Source organism: Candidatus Enterococcus murrayae (genome assembly GCF_017315985.1).
Lineage (GTDB): Bacteria > Bacillota > Bacilli > Lactobacillales > Enterococcaceae > Enterococcus_A > Enterococcus_A murrayae.
Window position 1 is genome coordinate 82,276 of sequence record NZ_JAFLVR010000028.1, and the last position, 16,213, is coordinate 98,488.

The 16,213-nt window shown below is 40.8% G+C and carries 13 protein-coding genes; 5 read left to right on the top strand and 8 right to left on the bottom strand.

Going from position 1 to position 16,213, the window contains the following annotated elements:
* Positions 1-36 precede the first annotated feature (36 nt).
* Both leuC and leuD read left to right on the top strand, forming a co-directional pair.
* The gene (gene leuC, locus JZO85_RS12710; protein ID WP_207108908.1) at positions 37-1,410 is read left to right on the top strand and encodes a 3-isopropylmalate dehydratase large subunit; all 1,374 of its coding nucleotides are present in this window, start codon (positions 37-39) and stop codon (positions 1,408-1,410) included.
* Positions 1,410-1,994 carry a 3-isopropylmalate dehydratase small subunit gene (gene leuD, locus JZO85_RS12715; RefSeq protein ID WP_207108909.1) on the top strand — a complete coding sequence of 195 codons (585 nt, stop codon included), beginning with the start codon at positions 1,410-1,412 and terminating at the stop codon, positions 1,992-1,994. Before leuC ends, leuD begins: the two co-directional genes overlap by 1 nt.
* A gap of 57 nt (positions 1,995-2,051) precedes the next feature.
* Here the strand turns inward: leuD and JZO85_RS12720 are convergent, their stop codons facing one another.
* The 4 genes from JZO85_RS12720 to JZO85_RS12735 form a co-directional block, all read right to left on the bottom strand.
* Positions 2,052-3,818: an ABC transporter ATP-binding protein gene (locus tag JZO85_RS12720; RefSeq protein ID WP_207108910.1), complete on the bottom strand. Its 1,767-nt coding sequence runs from the start codon at positions 3,816-3,818 to the stop codon at positions 2,052-2,054.
* 368 nt (positions 3,819-4,186) lie between these two features.
* Entirely contained in the window at positions 4,187-4,321 is a 135-nt protein-coding gene (locus JZO85_RS12725; RefSeq protein ID WP_207108911.1) for a FeoB-associated Cys-rich membrane protein, read from the bottom strand.
* Entirely contained in the window at positions 4,309-6,474 is a 2,166-nt protein-coding gene (gene feoB, locus JZO85_RS12730; RefSeq protein WP_207108912.1) for a ferrous iron transport protein B, read from the bottom strand. The genes JZO85_RS12725 and feoB overlap by 13 nt, the downstream gene beginning before the upstream one ends.
* Positions 6,475-6,945 (bottom strand): FeoA family protein, encoded by a 471-nt coding sequence (locus JZO85_RS12735; protein WP_207108913.1) that lies wholly within the window; start codon positions 6,943-6,945, stop codon positions 6,475-6,477. It abuts the gene before it with no gap.
* 378 nt (positions 6,946-7,323) lie between these two features.
* Between JZO85_RS12735 and nrdH the strand changes: the two genes are divergently transcribed.
* From nrdH to nrdF, 3 genes are all read left to right on the top strand, one after another.
* Complete coding sequence (gene nrdH, locus JZO85_RS12740) at positions 7,324-7,542, top strand: glutaredoxin-like protein NrdH (protein ID WP_010780000.1); 219 nt, start codon at positions 7,324-7,326, stop codon at positions 7,540-7,542.
* Positions 7,543-7,705: 163 nt separating this feature from the next.
* A complete protein-coding gene (gene nrdE / locus JZO85_RS12745; protein ID WP_207108914.1) occupies positions 7,706-9,865 on the top strand; it encodes a class 1b ribonucleoside-diphosphate reductase subunit alpha in 2,160 nt (719 codons plus the stop codon).
* 116 nt (positions 9,866-9,981) lie between these two features.
* Positions 9,982-10,947: a class 1b ribonucleoside-diphosphate reductase subunit beta gene (gene nrdF / locus JZO85_RS12750; protein ID WP_207108915.1), complete on the top strand. Its 966-nt coding sequence runs from the start codon at positions 9,982-9,984 to the stop codon at positions 10,945-10,947.
* Between the two features lie 43 nt (positions 10,948-10,990).
* Here nrdF and JZO85_RS12755 read toward each other — a convergent pair whose 3' ends face one another.
* From JZO85_RS12755 to JZO85_RS12770, 4 genes are all read right to left on the bottom strand, one after another.
* A complete protein-coding gene (locus tag JZO85_RS12755; protein ID WP_207108916.1) occupies positions 10,991-13,474 on the bottom strand; it encodes an ABC transporter permease in 2,484 nt (827 codons plus the stop codon).
* A complete protein-coding gene (locus tag JZO85_RS12760) occupies positions 13,475-14,134 on the bottom strand; it encodes an ABC transporter ATP-binding protein (RefSeq protein ID WP_207108917.1) in 660 nt (219 codons plus the stop codon).
* Between the two features lie 103 nt (positions 14,135-14,237).
* The gene (locus JZO85_RS12765; RefSeq protein WP_207108918.1) at positions 14,238-15,365 is read right to left on the bottom strand and encodes a sensor histidine kinase; all 1,128 of its coding nucleotides are present in this window, start codon (positions 15,363-15,365) and stop codon (positions 14,238-14,240) included.
* Positions 15,338-16,012: a response regulator transcription factor gene (locus JZO85_RS12770; RefSeq protein ID WP_207108919.1), complete on the bottom strand. Its 675-nt coding sequence runs from the start codon at positions 16,010-16,012 to the stop codon at positions 15,338-15,340. Before JZO85_RS12770 ends, JZO85_RS12765 begins: the two co-directional genes overlap by 28 nt.
* Positions 16,013-16,213 lie beyond the last annotated feature (201 nt).

Consider the following 16,213-nt stretch of genomic DNA (forward strand, 5'->3'; position numbering starts at 1 on the left):
AATGTTGAACTATCTAATTAATAAGGAGCGGAAAATATGGGAAAAACATTATTTGATAAACTATGGGATCGCCACGTCGTTCACGGCGAAGAAGGTGCCCCGCAATTGCTTTACATTGATCTGCACTTGATTCACGAAGTTACCTCACCACAAGCCTTTGCAGGAATTCGCGAAGCTGGTCGGACGCTGCGTCACCCTGAACGGACTTTTGCCACAATGGATCACAACACACCGACTGTTGATATTTTTAATTTCACCGATCTAATTGCAAAGAAACAAATCGATACACTCAGAGAAAACTGTCAAGAATTTGGTGTACAGCTTTGTGATAACGGCAGTGAACATCAAGGGATTGTCCACATGGTAGGACCGGAAACTGGCTTGACTCAGCCTGGCAAAACGATTGTTTGCGGGGATTCCCACACAGCGACACACGGTGCTTTTGGTGCTCTTGCTTTCGGAATAGGTACCAGTGAGGTGGAACACGTTTTTGCTACTCAAACGCTGTGGCAAAACAAACCGAAAAATATGGGCATCAAAATTACTGGCAAATTACCGAAAGGTGTCTATGCGAAGGATATTATTTTAGCCTTGATCGCTAAATATGGAACTGATTTCGGTGTCGGCTATGGGGCCGAATTTTACGGTGAAGCAATCGAGGAACTATCGATGGAAGAACGCATGACGATTTGTAACATGGCCATCGAAGGCGGCGCAAAAATCGGGTTGATTGCACCAGATCAAAAGACATTCGATTATGTTGCAGGCCGGCAATATGCTCCAAAGAATATGGAGGCGGCAATTACAGACTGGAAAGAATTGTATACTGACGAAGAAGCAGAATATGATAAAGAGCTGACTTTAGATGTCAGTGCTCTTGTTCCTTTCGTGACTTGGGGAACCAATCCTGAAATGGGCGTTCCTTTTGATGGCACATTCCCAGCAATCACCTCTCCTGATTTACAGAAGGCTTACGATTATATGGATTTGAAACCAGGCCAGACACCGGGGGACATCCCAGTTGGCTATGTCTTCATTGGCTCTTGTACGAACGGGCGTCTATCTGACCTTAAGGAAGCCGCTAAAATCATCGAAGGTAAAAAAGTTCATGAAAATGTCACAGCGATCGTAGTCCCTGGTTCACGTCCAGTTCGCCAAGCTGCTGAAAAAATCGGCTTGGATAAAATTTTTAAAGCTGCTGGTTTTGAATGGCGCGAGCCTGGCTGTTCGATGTGTCTTGGCATGAATCCCGACCGCGTTCCGGCTGGTGTTCACTGTGCCTCAACCTCCAACCGGAATTTCCAAGGCCGGCAAGGGAAAGATGCGCGTACACATCTTTGCAGTCCGGTAATGGCTGCACTAGCTGCAATTCATGGAAATTTCGTCGATAGCCGTAAGGAGGTCATCTAATGGAAAAATTTACAATCTATACAGGACAGTCTGTTCCTTTGATGAATGACAATATTGATACTGATCAGATCATTCCTAAAGGCTTTTTAAAGCAAGTAGATAAAGCTGGATTCGGCAAGCATCTTTTTGATGAATGGCGCTTTTTGGAAGACGGTTCACCGAATCCCGATTTCATTTTGAACGCGCCAGAACGAAAAAACGCCACCATTCTGATTTCAGGTGAAAACTTTGGTTCAGGCTCATCACGTGAACACGCTGCCTGGGCGATTCAAGATTATGGCTTTAAAGCAGTGATTGCCGGCAGTTACAGTGATATCTTCTACATGAATGCACTGAAAAATGGTCTATTGCCCATTCAGATGGATCAAGAGGTTCGTGAGATCCTTAGTCAGATTCCTGCGGATCAATCGATTACGATTGATCTGCCAAAGCAAGAAGTTCGAACAGAGGAAGCCTGCTACGCTTTTCAGATTGATCCAACCTGGAAGGAAAAACTAATCAACGGCTTAGATGATATCAGCATCACCTTACAGTATGAGGATGAAATCGACGCTTATGAGAAAAAAATGCCGACTTACGAATAAACAAGAAAATCGCGTAAAAACTTTTAATTTGTAAAGTTTTTACGCGATTTTCTTTAATTAATTCACCACTTGCTCCTGGACATATTGCGCATAAAGCGGATGTTCAGCGATTAATTCACTATGGGTTCCATGACCCGTCACTTCTCCTTTTTCAATAAAGTAAATATGGTCCGCATCAACAATTGTTGACAATCGATGAGCGATTACTAAGGTCGTACGTCCTTCCATTAGTTGATCCAACGCACGCTGTACTTTTTCTTCTGATTGTGAATCCAAGCTGGCCGTCGCCTCATCTAACATTAAGATTTTTGGATCCCGCAGAAATGCTCGAGCGATGGCGATTCGCTGCTTTTGACCGCCGGATAATTTCACCCCTCGCTCCCCTAATTCAGTCTCCAATTGCTCTGGGAAATCACGAACAAATTGATCAGCATAAGCTAACTCCAACCCCTGCCATAATTCCTCTTCTGTTAATACCCGATCTAATCCGTATTGTAGGTTCTCACGAATACTTCCGGCAAATACCGCACTGTCTTGGGAAACATATCCTATTTGCGACCGCCAATTTGTGATACTGAGATCGTCAATCGCCTCACCATCGATGGTAATCGTGCCTTCAGTCGGTTGATAGAAGCGTTCCAATATAGCAAAGATCGTAGACTTACCGCCGCCGCTCGGTCCAGCAAATGCAACCACCGTATTTGGCTTTGCTTCAAAGGAGACATTCTTTAAGATTGGGCGCTCTGCTACATAATGGAAGGAAAGATTTTTTGCTTTGATCATTTTCCCTGTAACATCCATCGCTTTTCCTGTATCTATTGGTTCTAGGTCCGTTTTTAAAATTTGTTCGATTCGTTCAGTTGCTCCCATTGCTTTTTGTACTTGCGAGAAGAACATCGCAAAGCTGGCTGCCGGCATCATAATATTAAATAGATACAATAGAAAAGCGACTAATTGTCCACTAGTTAAGGTTCCTGCTTGAACACGAACAGCCCCATACCCTAATATCCCCACAAACAAGCCTAACATGACTGTCGTAATGATTGGTTGCAGCATCGCTTCAACTTTTGCATCTTTGATTCCTAAATTGAAAATTTTATTAATAAAGGAAGCTCCGCTGGTTTTCTCAAACTTTTCCCCGTTGCTGGCTTTGATCAGACGAATTTCAGATAATTTTTCACTCGCTTCCGCGTTGAAATCAGCAGTCGCTGCTTGTAACTGGCGACCTAACCGAGACATAACTCGACCAATCGGCATCATGATCAATGCCATGATCGGTACAGCTAAAAACATCATGGCCGCCATTTTCCAATCCATTACAAGCAGAATCACCATCGACCCGACCAACTGGATCGCACCTGTAATAAAGTTGGGAAATTGTGTTGCGACTAAATCTTTAATGACTGTCGTATCATTTACAAGGCGGGAACTGCTTTCTCCTGATTTATGATCATCATAATAACTGACAGGCATTTGTAGTAGATGGCTCCATAATTTTTCCCGCAACGTTTTGACGGCACTTTCACCGACATAGCGTAATAAGAAACTGCCAATGGCGCCAAATGCTAATTGCGCCACAAAGGCCAACACTAAAACAATCAGCATGGTCTGATCAATTTGCGCCAGTTTGCTTGTATCGATCAGTCCTTTGGTCAATTGCGGCACGATCAGACTTGCCCCGCTCGTCAACAAACTTAAAAATAATCCAATACCAAACAATGCTTTCTTCGGATTGACGCTCAGAATCAATCGTAGAAAATCTTTTAATTTGTAATTGCTTTTCTTATTCTTGCTTTCAGATGCTATACTCATATCCCGATCCATCTCTGGTTCCTTCTTCCTTTAGTAATCTTCTCATTCTGTATCCTTTTAGCCTTTGTTTCTATCAGATGCATCACTATTTAGTAAACTCACTCATTAAAGTTCGGTACCTAACTTTAATTCGTTTGCTATTATAGTTCGGTACCGAAAGATTGTCAACATTTAATATCTATTTTCCCTTTAGCCAATTTATACCTCATAGACTAAATTATTATAGAAAGAATTTGCCGAGACAGTCCGTTTTTGACCATCAATTAGGTACTGTATGTCTTTGCTGTAAGCGAAAAAAAGTTCGTAAAGCTGACTACCGATAATGCCGCTCTCTTAAATGTAAAAAAAGGATTCGGCGAAATTCGCCAAATCCTTTTGAATTAATGCTTATGTTGTTCTTCTTTAACTGGGCAGCCGCTATCACAATCTTCACAGGAGCTGCCGTTTTTGATTCGTCGATACACGATCACTCCGGCACCACCGAAAATTAATACGCTTAATATTACAGTTGCCATTCTTTCACCTCTTTGATTTCTTCAATCGTGATGGTTGGGGCTTTTTTAACTGGTTTTCTTACAATGAAGTAGATCATTGCTGCTAATATGATCGCTGCCAAAATCAACCCAATGCCGATCGCCCCATTTTCAAAAAGCACATGACCAAATTGATAAACAATAAAACTTACAGCATAAGCAAGCCCGCATTGATAGATAATCGCCCGCCAAGTCCATATGACATCGGCCATTTCACGATGGATCGCGCCGATCGCTGCAAAACATGGCGCACATAATAAATTAAATACTAAGAATGAGTAACCGGCTACTGGTGTATAGGCCGCCTGTAAAGATTTCCAAATCTCCACGCCGTTTTCAGCTACTTCTGTATGACGATACAGGATTCCAAATGTTCCGATGACATTTTCTTTTGCCACGAGCCCCGTAATCGCAGCGACAGCCCCACGCCAATCTCCCCAGCCTAATGGAGCAAACAGCGGAGCGATCAACCCACCTAAAGCAGCCAAAATACTATCATTTTCATCTACCGATTGGAATGAAAAATTATAGCTGGAAATAAACCAGATAACAATGCTTGAAACGAAAATAATCGTTCCCGCACGTTTAACAAACGCTTTACTATGATCATAAGTATAACGCAGCGTATTACCGATTCTCGGCATATGATACAAAGGAAGCTCCATGATAAACGGTGAAGGGTCTCCAGCAAAAAGTCTGGTTTTCTTTAGTGCGATTCCTGACAAAACGATTGCTCCCATTCCGACAAAATAAGCGGATGGCGCTACCCAACTGCTATTTGGGAAAAAAGCACCTGCAATCAATGCGATGATCGGTAATTTTGCCGAACAGGGCATAAAGGTCGTCAGCATCGCAGTCATCCGTCGGTCCTTTTCATTTTCGATCGTCCGACTTGCCATAACTCCGGGCACGCCGCAACCTGTAGCAATCAGCATCGGAATAAACGACTTTCCTGATAAACCAAATTTACGAAAAATCCGATCCATGACAAAAGCAATTCGAGACATATAGCCACAATCTTCTAAAAGTGCCAAACACAGGAAAAGCACCATCAATTGAGGAAGAAAGCCTAAAACAGCACCGACACCGGCAATAATCCCATCGAGAATCAGGCTTTGCATCCACTCAGCAACATTCCAAGACTGCAGTGTTGAACTAACGAAGTTTGGAACAATGTCGCCAAACAGATTGTCATTCATCCAATCAGTTCCCATGGTACCGATCGTTTGGATAGCAATGTAGTAAATCAGCCACATAATTAAAGCGAAGATTGGCAAGGCCAAAAAGCGGTTCGTTACAACACGGTCGATTTTATCTGAAATAGACAGCTTGAACTGATCTTCATCAACGACACACAAGGTTTTCAAATGAGTAATAAAGTTATAGCGCTCATTGATAACCAGACTTTCCGCATCTTCCCCGAAAATCTTTTCAGTAATTTTGATAATTTCACCGATCTCTTTTTGTTGGATCGAGCTCAGATCTAAATCCTTCTGTGCACGTTCATCCCGTTCAAATAATTTCAAACTATACCAACGGCTATACCTTGCCTGCGCTGTGCTGCCTAAGACTTCTTCAATCTCGCTTAATGCTGCTTCTAAACGATTGTCATAATGAGGAAAGCTGACTTCTTCCTCTGCACCCTTTTTGATCAGATGTAGCGCCTCACTGATTGTTTTATCCAATCCCCAATTTTTCAGTGCACTGATACCAACCACCGGGACACCTAAAGCGTAAGACAATTTTTCCAAATTGATTTGTTTCCCGCTTTTTTTGATGATATCCATCATATTCACGGCAACGACTACTGGAATCCCTGTCTCAATCAGCTGCGTCGTCAAATAAAGATTTCGTTCCAAGTTGGTTCCATCAATAATATTGACGATGGCATCTGGTGTACCCGAAAGTAAATAATCCCGCGCCACGACTTCTTCAGGTGAATAAGGTGAAAGTGAATAGATTCCGGGAAGATCGTCAATGATCACTTCGGAATCCTTCTTATAGATCCCTTCTTTTCGTTCGACCGTTACGCCAGGCCAGTTCCCAACAAACTGATTCGTTCCGGTTAAAACATTGAAGGTACTTGTTTTCCCGCTATTTGGATTTCCTGCTAAAGCAATATGAGTCTTCGCCATCTACTCCGCCTCCTTTGATACGACCACCATCTCTGATTCGTTCTTGCGTAAGCTTAATTCGTATCCCCGAACCCGCAGTTCGATAGGATCTCCTAAAGGTGCCAACTTCACGACCTTTACTTGGGTTCCCTTAGTCAATCCCATATCCATCAAACGGCGTTTTACAGCACCTGCACCATGGACATTGACCACTACACCTTGTTCTCCGACACTCAACTGATCCAGTGAAACCCATGTCTCTTGATCTTCCGTTAGGTCCTTCACAAGTATTTGTTTTAATAGGTTCTGGGATAGAGCTAACCGTGTATTGTGTAATAGAATAATTCCGTTATCACCCGATTGGTTCACGACGGCAACTTTAGAACCGACGATCATCCCCAAATCCTGCAGCCGATGCTTTAAATCATTTTCTAACATCATTTCATCAATTTGGACGACTTGATTCAATGAAACGTCTGCTAAAGTTGTCATACACTTCTCCACCTAACTCTAATTAATAATGAGAATCTTTCTCACTAAGAATAGCTTCATTTGATAACAAAGTCAATAAATGGTCGAAGATTTTCTGAGAATTGTGAGCAATTTGTTTGACATTCCCTGACACGTTTGTTTCAATCGCATATTTTTCGTTATTAAAAAAACTTTTACCCTGTAAAAAAACATCTCATCACGTTTTTTTGATTTGTGTAAAGGGATTTTCCTTTGAAACGGTCTGTTTTCAGCATTTTTGCAAAAAACACAAAGAGTAGTATACCAATATCTTAACACCACAATATATGGTATTAAACGATTGACTTTTTCCCTACATCTTTTATACTAGTAATTGTAGAAATCAAGGGAGGTAGTCTTATGGTAAAAGTCTATTCAAAAAATAATTGCATGCAATGTAAAATGGCGAAACGTTATTTAACTGAGAATCATATTTCATTCGAAGAGGTCAATATCGACAATGAACCCGAAGCTCTAGGTTTTCTAAAAGATCAAGGTTTCCAAAGTGTCCCAGTTATTTTCGGCGGACAACAGGCAATCATCGGTTTCCGTCCAGATCAATTGAAAGCATTAGCGTAATTCGAAACTTTGCGATCCACGATTGCAAAGTTTTCTTCTTTATATAGCACAGCTTTATTACCCGGCCCCTACTGCAATAAGTTTAGGCCAAAGGTTATTGTGCAAAAAAAATAGTTTGCTAGGCTAAAACGGAATAGATAGAAAAAAGGAAAGATGTGACGAAATGAGTTTAAAGGACTTAGGTGAAGTATCTTACTTCAAGTTGAACAACGAAATCAACCGTCCAGTGAATGGACAGATACCGCTAAACAAAGATAAAGAAGCTTTAACTGCTTTTTTCAAAGAAAATGTTGTACCGAACACTCGCACCTTTTCTTCGGTGCAAGAGAAAATTAACTATTTAATAGAAGAAGATTTTTTGGAAGCAGCGTTTATTGCAAAGTATACTCCTGCTTTTATCGAAAAACTTTTCAATTACTTAGCAGACCAAAATTTCACATTTAAATCATTTATGGCTGCATATAAATTCTACTCGCAATACGCTTTGAAGGATAATGCAGGCACAGAATATTTAGAAAGTTATGAAGATCGGGTAGCCTTCAATGCCCTGTATTTTGCTGATGGCGATGAAAAATTGGCGTTGTCACTAGCAGATGAAATGATCCACCAGCGTTATCAACCCGCTACTCCTTCTTTCCTGAATGCGGGACGGAAGCGTCGTGGTGAATTGGTCTCTTGTTTCTTAATTCAAGTAACTGATGATATGAACAGCATCGGCCGTTCAATCAATTCAGCATTGCAGCTATCACGAATCGGCGGCGGTGTAGGGATCAATTTGTCGAATCTGCGTGAAGCTGGTTCACCAATCAAGGGCTACGATGGTGCTGCAAGCGGAGTCGTTCCAGTTATGAAGCTATTCGAAGACAGCTTCTCTTATTCAAACCAATTAGGCCAACGTCAAGGTGCAGGTGTCGTTTACTTAGATGTTTTCCATCCAGATATTGAAATGTTCTTATCTGCAAAAAAAGAAAACGCCGATGAAAAAATCCGTGTGAAGACTCTTTCACTTGGTGTAACTGTGCCGGATAAGTTTTATGAACTGGCTCGCAAAAATGAGGATATGTATTTGTTCAGCCCTTACGGTGTCGAACGTGAATACGGTGTCCCTTATTCCTATGTAGATATTACTAAGGAATACGATAACTTAGTCGCAAATCCAAATATTCGCAAGAAAAAGATTCGTGCCCGTGATCTAGAAAACGAAATTTCTAAATTGCAGCAAGAATCTGGTTACCCATATATCATCAACATTGATACGGCAAATCGTGCCAATCCAATTGATGGGAAGATCGTCATGAGTAATCTTTGTTCTGAAATCCTGCAGGTACAAACACCTTCTACGATCAACGGACGTCAAGAATACGATGTACTAGGAACGGATATTTCTTGTAACTTAGGATCAACAAATATCGTTAATTTAATGGAAAGTCCTGATTTTGGTCAATCGGTTCGGACAATGGTTCGTGCTCTGACCTTTGTTACGGATGAATCAGATATCGAAGTGGTTCCTTCTATTCAAAATGGCAATAAACTGAATCACACAATCGGTTTAGGTGCGATGGGCTTGCACAGCTTCTTTGCAAAGCATTTGATGGAATACGGTTCAGAGGAATCAATCGACTTTACTAATATTTACTTCACTTTGCTGAACTATTGGACATTAATGGAAAGCAATGAACTGGCGAAGGAACGCAAGACCGTTTTCCATAACTTTGAAAAATCAACTTATGCGGATGGTTCATATTTTGATAAATACACAACTGGCGAATTCACGCCTAAAACAGATAAGGTCAAAGAAATTTTCAAAGATATCTTCGTTCCAACTGCTGAAGACTGGGAAAACTTAAAAGCAGCCGTTCAAAAAGATGGGTTGTATCATCAAAATCGCTTAGCGGTTGCACCAAATGGTTCGATCTCTTATATCAACGATACAAGTGCCAGCTTGCACCCGATCACTCGTTTGATTGAAGAACGTCAAGAAAAGAAAATCGGTAAGATCTATTATCCAGCACCTTACTTGAATAATGATACCTTGCCTTATTATACTTCTGCCTACGATATGGATATGCGTAAAGTGATCGACGTCTATGCGACAGCTCAACAGCATATCGATCAAGGAATGAGTTTGACCTTGTTCATGCGCTCTGAAATTCCTGAAGGCTTGTATGAATGGAAAACAGAAAGCAAACAAACCACACGTGATCTGAATATTCTACGTAACTATGCTTTCTATAAAGGATGCAAATCTATTTATTATGTTCGGACCTTTACGGATGATGCTGAAGAAATCGGCTCAAACCAATGTGAAAGCTGTGTAATCTAAAATAACTATTACCTCTCGCACTTCGGTTCGAGAGGTAAAGCTATGAATGACGAACATCAGCTGCATTTTTCGCTTTACGAGAATGATTCCCTTGAAGGAAATAAGGAGGACTATCCATGGCAGAAACTTATTATGAAGCCATTAACTGGAATGAGATCGAAGACGTCATCGATAAATCGACGTGGGAAAAACTAACAGAACAATTTTGGTTGGATACGCGGATTCCGCTATCAAACGATTTGGATGATTGGCGCAAGCTGTCACCTTTAGAAAAAACAGTTGTCGGACATGTTTTCGGCGGCTTAACACTGCTTGATACTGTCCAATCAGAGAGCGGAATGGATCAGCTGAGAGAAGATGTTCGTACGCCTCATGAGGAAGCTGTACTCAATAACATCCAATTCATGGAATCAGTCCATGCCAAAAGCTATTCTTCTATTTTCAGTACCTTGAACACCAAAGCAGAGATTGAAGAGATTTTTGAATGGACCAATACCAACCAGTATCTGCAAAAAAAAGCGGAACGAATCAATGAAATCTATAAAAATGGGACGCCGCTAGAAAAGAAAATCGCTAGTGTTTTTCTAGAAACCTTCCTATTTTATTCTGGTTTCTACACACCGCTTTATTATTTAGGCAATAACAAATTAGCTAATGTAGCAGAAATCATTAAACTGATCATCCGTGATGAATCTGTCCATGGAACGTATATTGGTTATAAATTCCAACGCGGCTTTAATGAGCAAACGGAAGAGGAACAAGAACGTTTGAAGGAATGGATGTACGATTTATTATATGAACTGTATGAAAACGAAGAACGCTATACTGAAGAGTTGTACGATGAGATCGGCTGGAGTGAAGAAGTGAAGACCTTCTTGCGTTATAATGCCAACAAAGCATTAATGAATCTTGGTATGGACCCGCTCTTCCCAGATACAGCGGACGACGTGAATCCAATCGTTATGAATGGGATTTCTACTGGAACCAGCAACCATGACTTCTTCTCACAAGTCGGCAATGGCTACTTGCTTGGTCAAGTAGAAGCCATGAACGATGATGATTATTTGATCGGTTTAGACTAAGAATGACAAAAAAACTGCCAGCAGAAAATTGCTGGCAGTTTTTCTATTCTGAAGCTTGAATTCGTTTGATGACGGTCTCTTTATTGACGATCGTGGTCGTTGCATATGTGAGAATCAATTGAACGACGATGACCAACACTATCATCAGCAGAACTTGAAGCAACGGGTATTGATAGATCTTTATTTGCATCAGTGCATGGCTTTCAGCATATAGATAGACTAAATATCCTAAGACACTGCCAATTCCCACTCCTAGTAACAGGATGCCGCCTGCGTAAACCAATCCTTCTGTTTGAAGCATCCGTTTCATTTGCCGATTAGACATTCCGATTGCTTGCATGACACCCAGCTCTTTTTTACGACTCAGAATACTGTCGATCGTCGTATTGGTTAGATTCATGATTCCGACAATCGCAAGAATTAACATGATGGCATAGCCTGCGCCAGTCATCATTTGCAGCGCGCCTTCCCATTGTTCCAAAAATTCCTCATAACTCTTCAGGTTGAAAAGCTCATTTGATTCTTCAATACGCTCAATCGCTGGTTGGATTGCCTCTGCTTGTCCCTTAGCTGCTTTAATATTGACATAATAGGTCAAATTATTTTTCGACAATTTCTTTATTGCGTCATTACTCATCAAGAAATTATCATACCCGCTAATTGATTCTGCAAAATCTCCGCCGGCAATAACCGTCATTTCTTTTTCAAAGGAACGATCCCCATCGAAAAACCTGAATGTCAGTGTATCGCCAATTTTTATTCCCGGGTAATTTGTTGTCACATAGCTTGTTGCAACCACCTTATCGCCAGAATCTAATTCATCATAGGTTGCACTACCTTCGTTGATATCTCTTTTGATTAAATCCATTTGACTCTTAGAAATTCCCCCGACCGATAATCCCATCGGTTTGTCTGTACCGACTTCTTTAATCGCTGGGATTTCTCCTGTGATTGATTGGAAAGCCTCTACCTTTTCGACCCCTTTGACTGCTTTGAGTTGATTCATCATCTCTGCGTTCAGAGGATTGTTTTGTTGAATCTTTGTCCATTCAAGGTCTGGACGCATTTTATCGCCGCTTTTTGAAGCAATATTCAGTCGATAATCCTCTGCAATCGAATCCCGGGCAATCTGCTGTGGATTCATGCAACTAAAAACAGTCGAGATGACTACGAATAAGATACCGGTCATTCCTAAGGAGAAAATCGTGATCAACGTCCGTTTTTTGTTTCGAGATAGATTCGCATTGGCTAAATGCCGCAGATCAAGATTAATAAAACCTTTGCGAAGTTTTTTCTTCTTGCCTTTCGTTTGTCCCGTATAACGCATTGCCTCTACAGGCATGATTTTACTCGCCTGCCGCATTGGTTTTAGAGAGGCTAAAACAACTGTCAGCAATGTGACGCCTACAGTCATCCCTATTATCCAAGGAATGATCAAGGACACCTCGCCATTTTCCAAAACTTCTCGCATGACCTTAGTCGTCGCTATGTCATTTTGGATCGAGGACATTAGTCGAAAGAAAACGAGTTTCACAGTAACGATTCCGATCAACAAGCCAACGGGAATCGAGATCCCTGCTACGATCAAATTTTCTCTTAAAATGATTTGTCGCAGCTGTCGCTTCGTTGCTCCCAGCGCCGCGAGCTTTCCAAATTCCTGAACCTTATTAATCAAGGATACATAATAAATGCTGTAGATTGTCAACGCTCCTGCGATCAAAATAATGCCTACAATGATCGTCATCCCAGAATAAAAAGCAGGGTCCACATAATTCGCAAAAATATAGTCACTATTTTCAACGACATTACTTTCAATAACATCAAAATTCTTGCCAATCTCCTTGACTTGATCCTTAATCGCATCTGTTGAGGTCGCAGCTTCTTCTTTCAAACGGACCATCATACGATAGTTTCTTTGGTTTTTGGGGATAATTTCATTCATGAAATCTTTCGAAATGAGCATCGAGAAGATTTTTCTTTCACTTTGATTCTTTCCATCAGGAGAGAACCCTGTTAAGCGAAAGGTCATTTCCTGCTGCAGACCCATGCCGTCCTCTTCATAAATCTGGATCGGAATTTTGATCGTATCACCAAGTTTAGCAGCTGGATAACCAAGTTCCTTTAACGCATTACGAGAAAGAACCGCGTCATTGCTCTTTTTAGGCTCATGTCCTTCAGTAAATGTTTGCTTCACTAATTTTTGAGCGCCCTTATCTAAGTAGCTGATCAGGATGTAATCTTTTTCATTTAGAACAGACTCCCCAATATCTTGCCGCAATCCGTATTCATTGATTGCTTCATGCTGGGCAATTTTCCCTTTATTTTCCTCCGAAACATCACGATACATCGCATGCCATGTTGGGTACACTTTATTTACAGCTGCATTCTGAACATTTACGACACCTAATCCAATTGAAGTAATTAAGAAAACTAATACACTAGTCAAAATAATGGCGATTCCAGATAAAAGATTTTTTCCTTTATGATACTTTGTGTTGGCCAAAGCCACTTTACTGGTCATCTTCATTTAGATCACCCGCCCGTCTTCAATGTGAACGATATGATCCGCTGTTTGTGCAATCCCTTCATCATGGGTAATCATGATCAATGTTTGGCCGAATGCTTCTACCGATCGTTTTAATAGTGACATCACTTCTAACTCTGTTTTTGTATCTAAGTTTCCTGTCGGTTCATCCGCTAAAATAATTGCTGGTTCTGCAGCGATTGCACGGGCAATTGCCACACGCTGCTGCTGTCCGCCGGAAAGCATGCTTGGCAAAGCTTTTTTTCGATCATTTAAACCAATCGTCGTTAACAACTCTTCAATAAACGCAGTATTTACTTTTCGATTATCTAAGCCGATAGGTAAAACAACATTCTCCCACACATTTAATGATGGAATTAAATTGTAATTCTGGAAAATGAACCCAATCTTTTGTCGGCGAAAAACAGCTAATTGCTCATCCTTCATACGAAAAACATTTTTCCCATCAATGATTACTTGTCCTGAATCAGGCCGATCCAAGCCGCCGATTAAGTTCAATAAGGTGCTTTTACCTGAACCTGATTTACCCACAATAGCAACAAAATCCCCTTTTTCTACCTCTAAATCGATATGGTCAACCGCCTTTACGATTGAACTCCCGTCGTTATAATGTTTTACTAAATCCCTAATTGTTAAAATCATTTTTTTCTCCTTCTTTCCTGCTCTCATTTCTATACCCTTAGTATAAAAAAGAACCCTTGCAGGATTCTTTCAACGAACATAACAATTTTGTAAGAATAGGAGGTTACGCTAACGGCAACGTTAATTGAAAATTAGAGCCCCTCGGTTGGCGGCGTTTCACTAATACTGTCCCGCCTTGCTCCTCAATGATCTTTCGAGTAAGATACAGTCCCACTCCCGAGCCTTCTACAGACGCACTATTTTTTCCGCGATAAAAGCGTTGGTAGATTTTATTTTGTTCTTCTTTAGGAATGCCAGGCCCCTGATCCTTAACCTCTACTAAAACATATGTGATTAACAACGACGTTTGGACTACAACCGTTGTTTTCTTTGGTGAATACTTAATGGCATTCTCTAAAACATTTCCCAAAGCTTCAAGCGTCCATTTTTTATCAACCAGAACAAATGATTCCTCTGACAGTTCAACCTCCAGCTCAATTTCCTTTTCAACAGCCTTCATAATCACACTGTTAACTGCTTGAGTTAAGAGCTGCTGCAAGGAAACTTTCTGGGGATGCAATTGAATTAATTCTGTTTCCAATTGCGAAATTTTGCCTAGCCCATCCAGCATTAGTCCCAGTTTATTAATCTGTACTTCTGCTTGCTCCGCAAATTTTTTTCGTTCTTGTTCTTCGTATTGTTCTGAAAGAGCGATGTCTAAGCTTAGTTTTAATGAAGCAACGGGGGTTTTTAATTGATGAGTGATGTCGGTAATACTAGATTTTAAATCTCCCTCTTCGCGTTGACTTCGCCGCAGCATCAACTCATTATAAGCAAGCGTTTCTTCATACTCATTTGTTTTCTCCTCTAATTGATGATGAAGCGTTCGTTTTTTTCGTAGTAACCAATAGAAAAGTAGTGAAAAAAGCAGCCAGCCCAGACTGAAAACTGCAAAATTGCGTAAAATAAAGGTATTTAAAAGATGAGCTAGGCTCATCTTTCCTAACAATCCGTATTTTGTTTCCAGCTTCTTCCCTTCTGCTATCAAATCGGCTGTTTTAGGTTCATCAAAACCCTCAATTAGCTTTGCTTCAGAAAATGATTCTTCTTTATTTAACAAGGCTAACGTTGCTTGCTGATCTTGCAGAAGTTCTGAACGCATCCGTAAATTTTGAACCATAACTAGTGTAACGAAAAGCAAAGAAAACAAAACATAGAGCAGAATTATTTTTTTTGAACGTCGTTGATCCATAGATAACCCACTCCTCGAACTGTTTTGATCCGCTCTTTGCCGACCTTTTGCCGCAGGCGGCTGATATTGACTGAGACGGTATTTGTATCAATATAATCCCCTTTTGTATCCCAAATCTGATTCAACAATTGTTCTGAGGATAAAATTTGCTTCGGATTCTCCATAAATAGAATCAGCAATTGAATCTCTGTCTTACTTAGCGACAGGAGTTCGCCACACAACTTGACCTTCATTTCAGTCAAAGAAACTGATAACTCCCCTGATACCAACTCTTGCCCCTGCGTTCTTTCTACCCGTTTCATCATTGCTTGTACCTTAGATACTAAGACCATTAAACTAAAAGGCTTAGTCATATAATCATCCGCTCCGTGAACATAGCCAGTCACAATATCATGCTCCTGACTATAAGAAGTCAGCATCAAAATTAAAACATTCGACTGTTCACGAACTTTCTGACAAAAATCCAATCCGCTGCCGTCAGGTAAAGAAAGATCACTGATAATCAAATCGATCTCATTTTGCTGAAAGCTCGCCTCTGCTGATGCAATATCTAGGCATGCCGCTACTTCATAGCCTTCTCTGCTCAAGCACAATTGAATCCCGTTATTCAAATTAGTATCATCTTCTAACAAAAGAATTTTCCCCATTTTTTCCTCCAACTGCCGTTCTTACTATTAACTGTATCAATGAACACAGAGCCTGACAACATCCTTTAAAGTAACCCATCCACCCGTGAAAACGGGTGGCTTTTTAACACCTCTAGAAGAGGTCCCCACTCACATACTCCATAAATGGAGCTTTCTAAAAGACCGCCAACCGCTCGGCGCCCGCTACTTTATTTCTTTTTC

Excerpts from the sequence above, each read along its gene's own strand:
- JZO85_RS12720 (WP_207108910.1), bottom strand. The coding sequence starts at position 3,818 with ATGGATCGGGATATGAGTATAGCATCTGAAAGCAAGAATAAGAAAAGC.
- feoB (WP_207108912.1), bottom strand. The coding sequence starts at position 6,474 with ATGGCGAAGACTCATATTGCTTTAGCAGGAAATCCAAATAGCGGGAAA.
- leuC (WP_207108908.1), top strand. The coding sequence starts at position 37 with ATGGGAAAAACATTATTTGATAAACTATGGGATCGCCACGTCGTTCAC.
- JZO85_RS12765 (WP_207108918.1), bottom strand. The coding sequence starts at position 15,365 with ATGGATCAACGACGTTCAAAAAAAATAATTCTGCTCTATGTTTTGTTT.
- JZO85_RS12760 (WP_207108917.1), bottom strand. The coding sequence starts at position 14,134 with ATGATTTTAACAATTAGGGATTTAGTAAAACATTATAACGACGGGAGT.
- JZO85_RS12735 (WP_207108913.1), bottom strand. The coding sequence starts at position 6,945 with ATGACAACTTTAGCAGACGTTTCATTGAATCAAGTCGTCCAAATTGAT.
- JZO85_RS12725 (WP_207108911.1), bottom strand. The coding sequence starts at position 4,321 with ATGGCAACTGTAATATTAAGCGTATTAATTTTCGGTGGTGCCGGAGTG.
- JZO85_RS12755 (WP_207108916.1), bottom strand. The coding sequence starts at position 13,474 with ATGAAGATGACCAGTAAAGTGGCTTTGGCCAACACAAAGTATCATAAA.
- nrdE (WP_207108914.1), top strand. The coding sequence starts at position 7,706 with ATGAGTTTAAAGGACTTAGGTGAAGTATCTTACTTCAAGTTGAACAAC.
- leuD (WP_207108909.1), top strand. The coding sequence starts at position 1,410 with ATGGAAAAATTTACAATCTATACAGGACAGTCTGTTCCTTTGATGAAT.
- nrdH (WP_010780000.1), top strand. The coding sequence starts at position 7,324 with ATGGTAAAAGTCTATTCAAAAAATAATTGCATGCAATGTAAAATGGCG.
- nrdF (WP_207108915.1), top strand. The coding sequence starts at position 9,982 with ATGGCAGAAACTTATTATGAAGCCATTAACTGGAATGAGATCGAAGAC.
- JZO85_RS12770 (WP_207108919.1), bottom strand. The coding sequence starts at position 16,012 with ATGGGGAAAATTCTTTTGTTAGAAGATGATACTAATTTGAATAACGGG.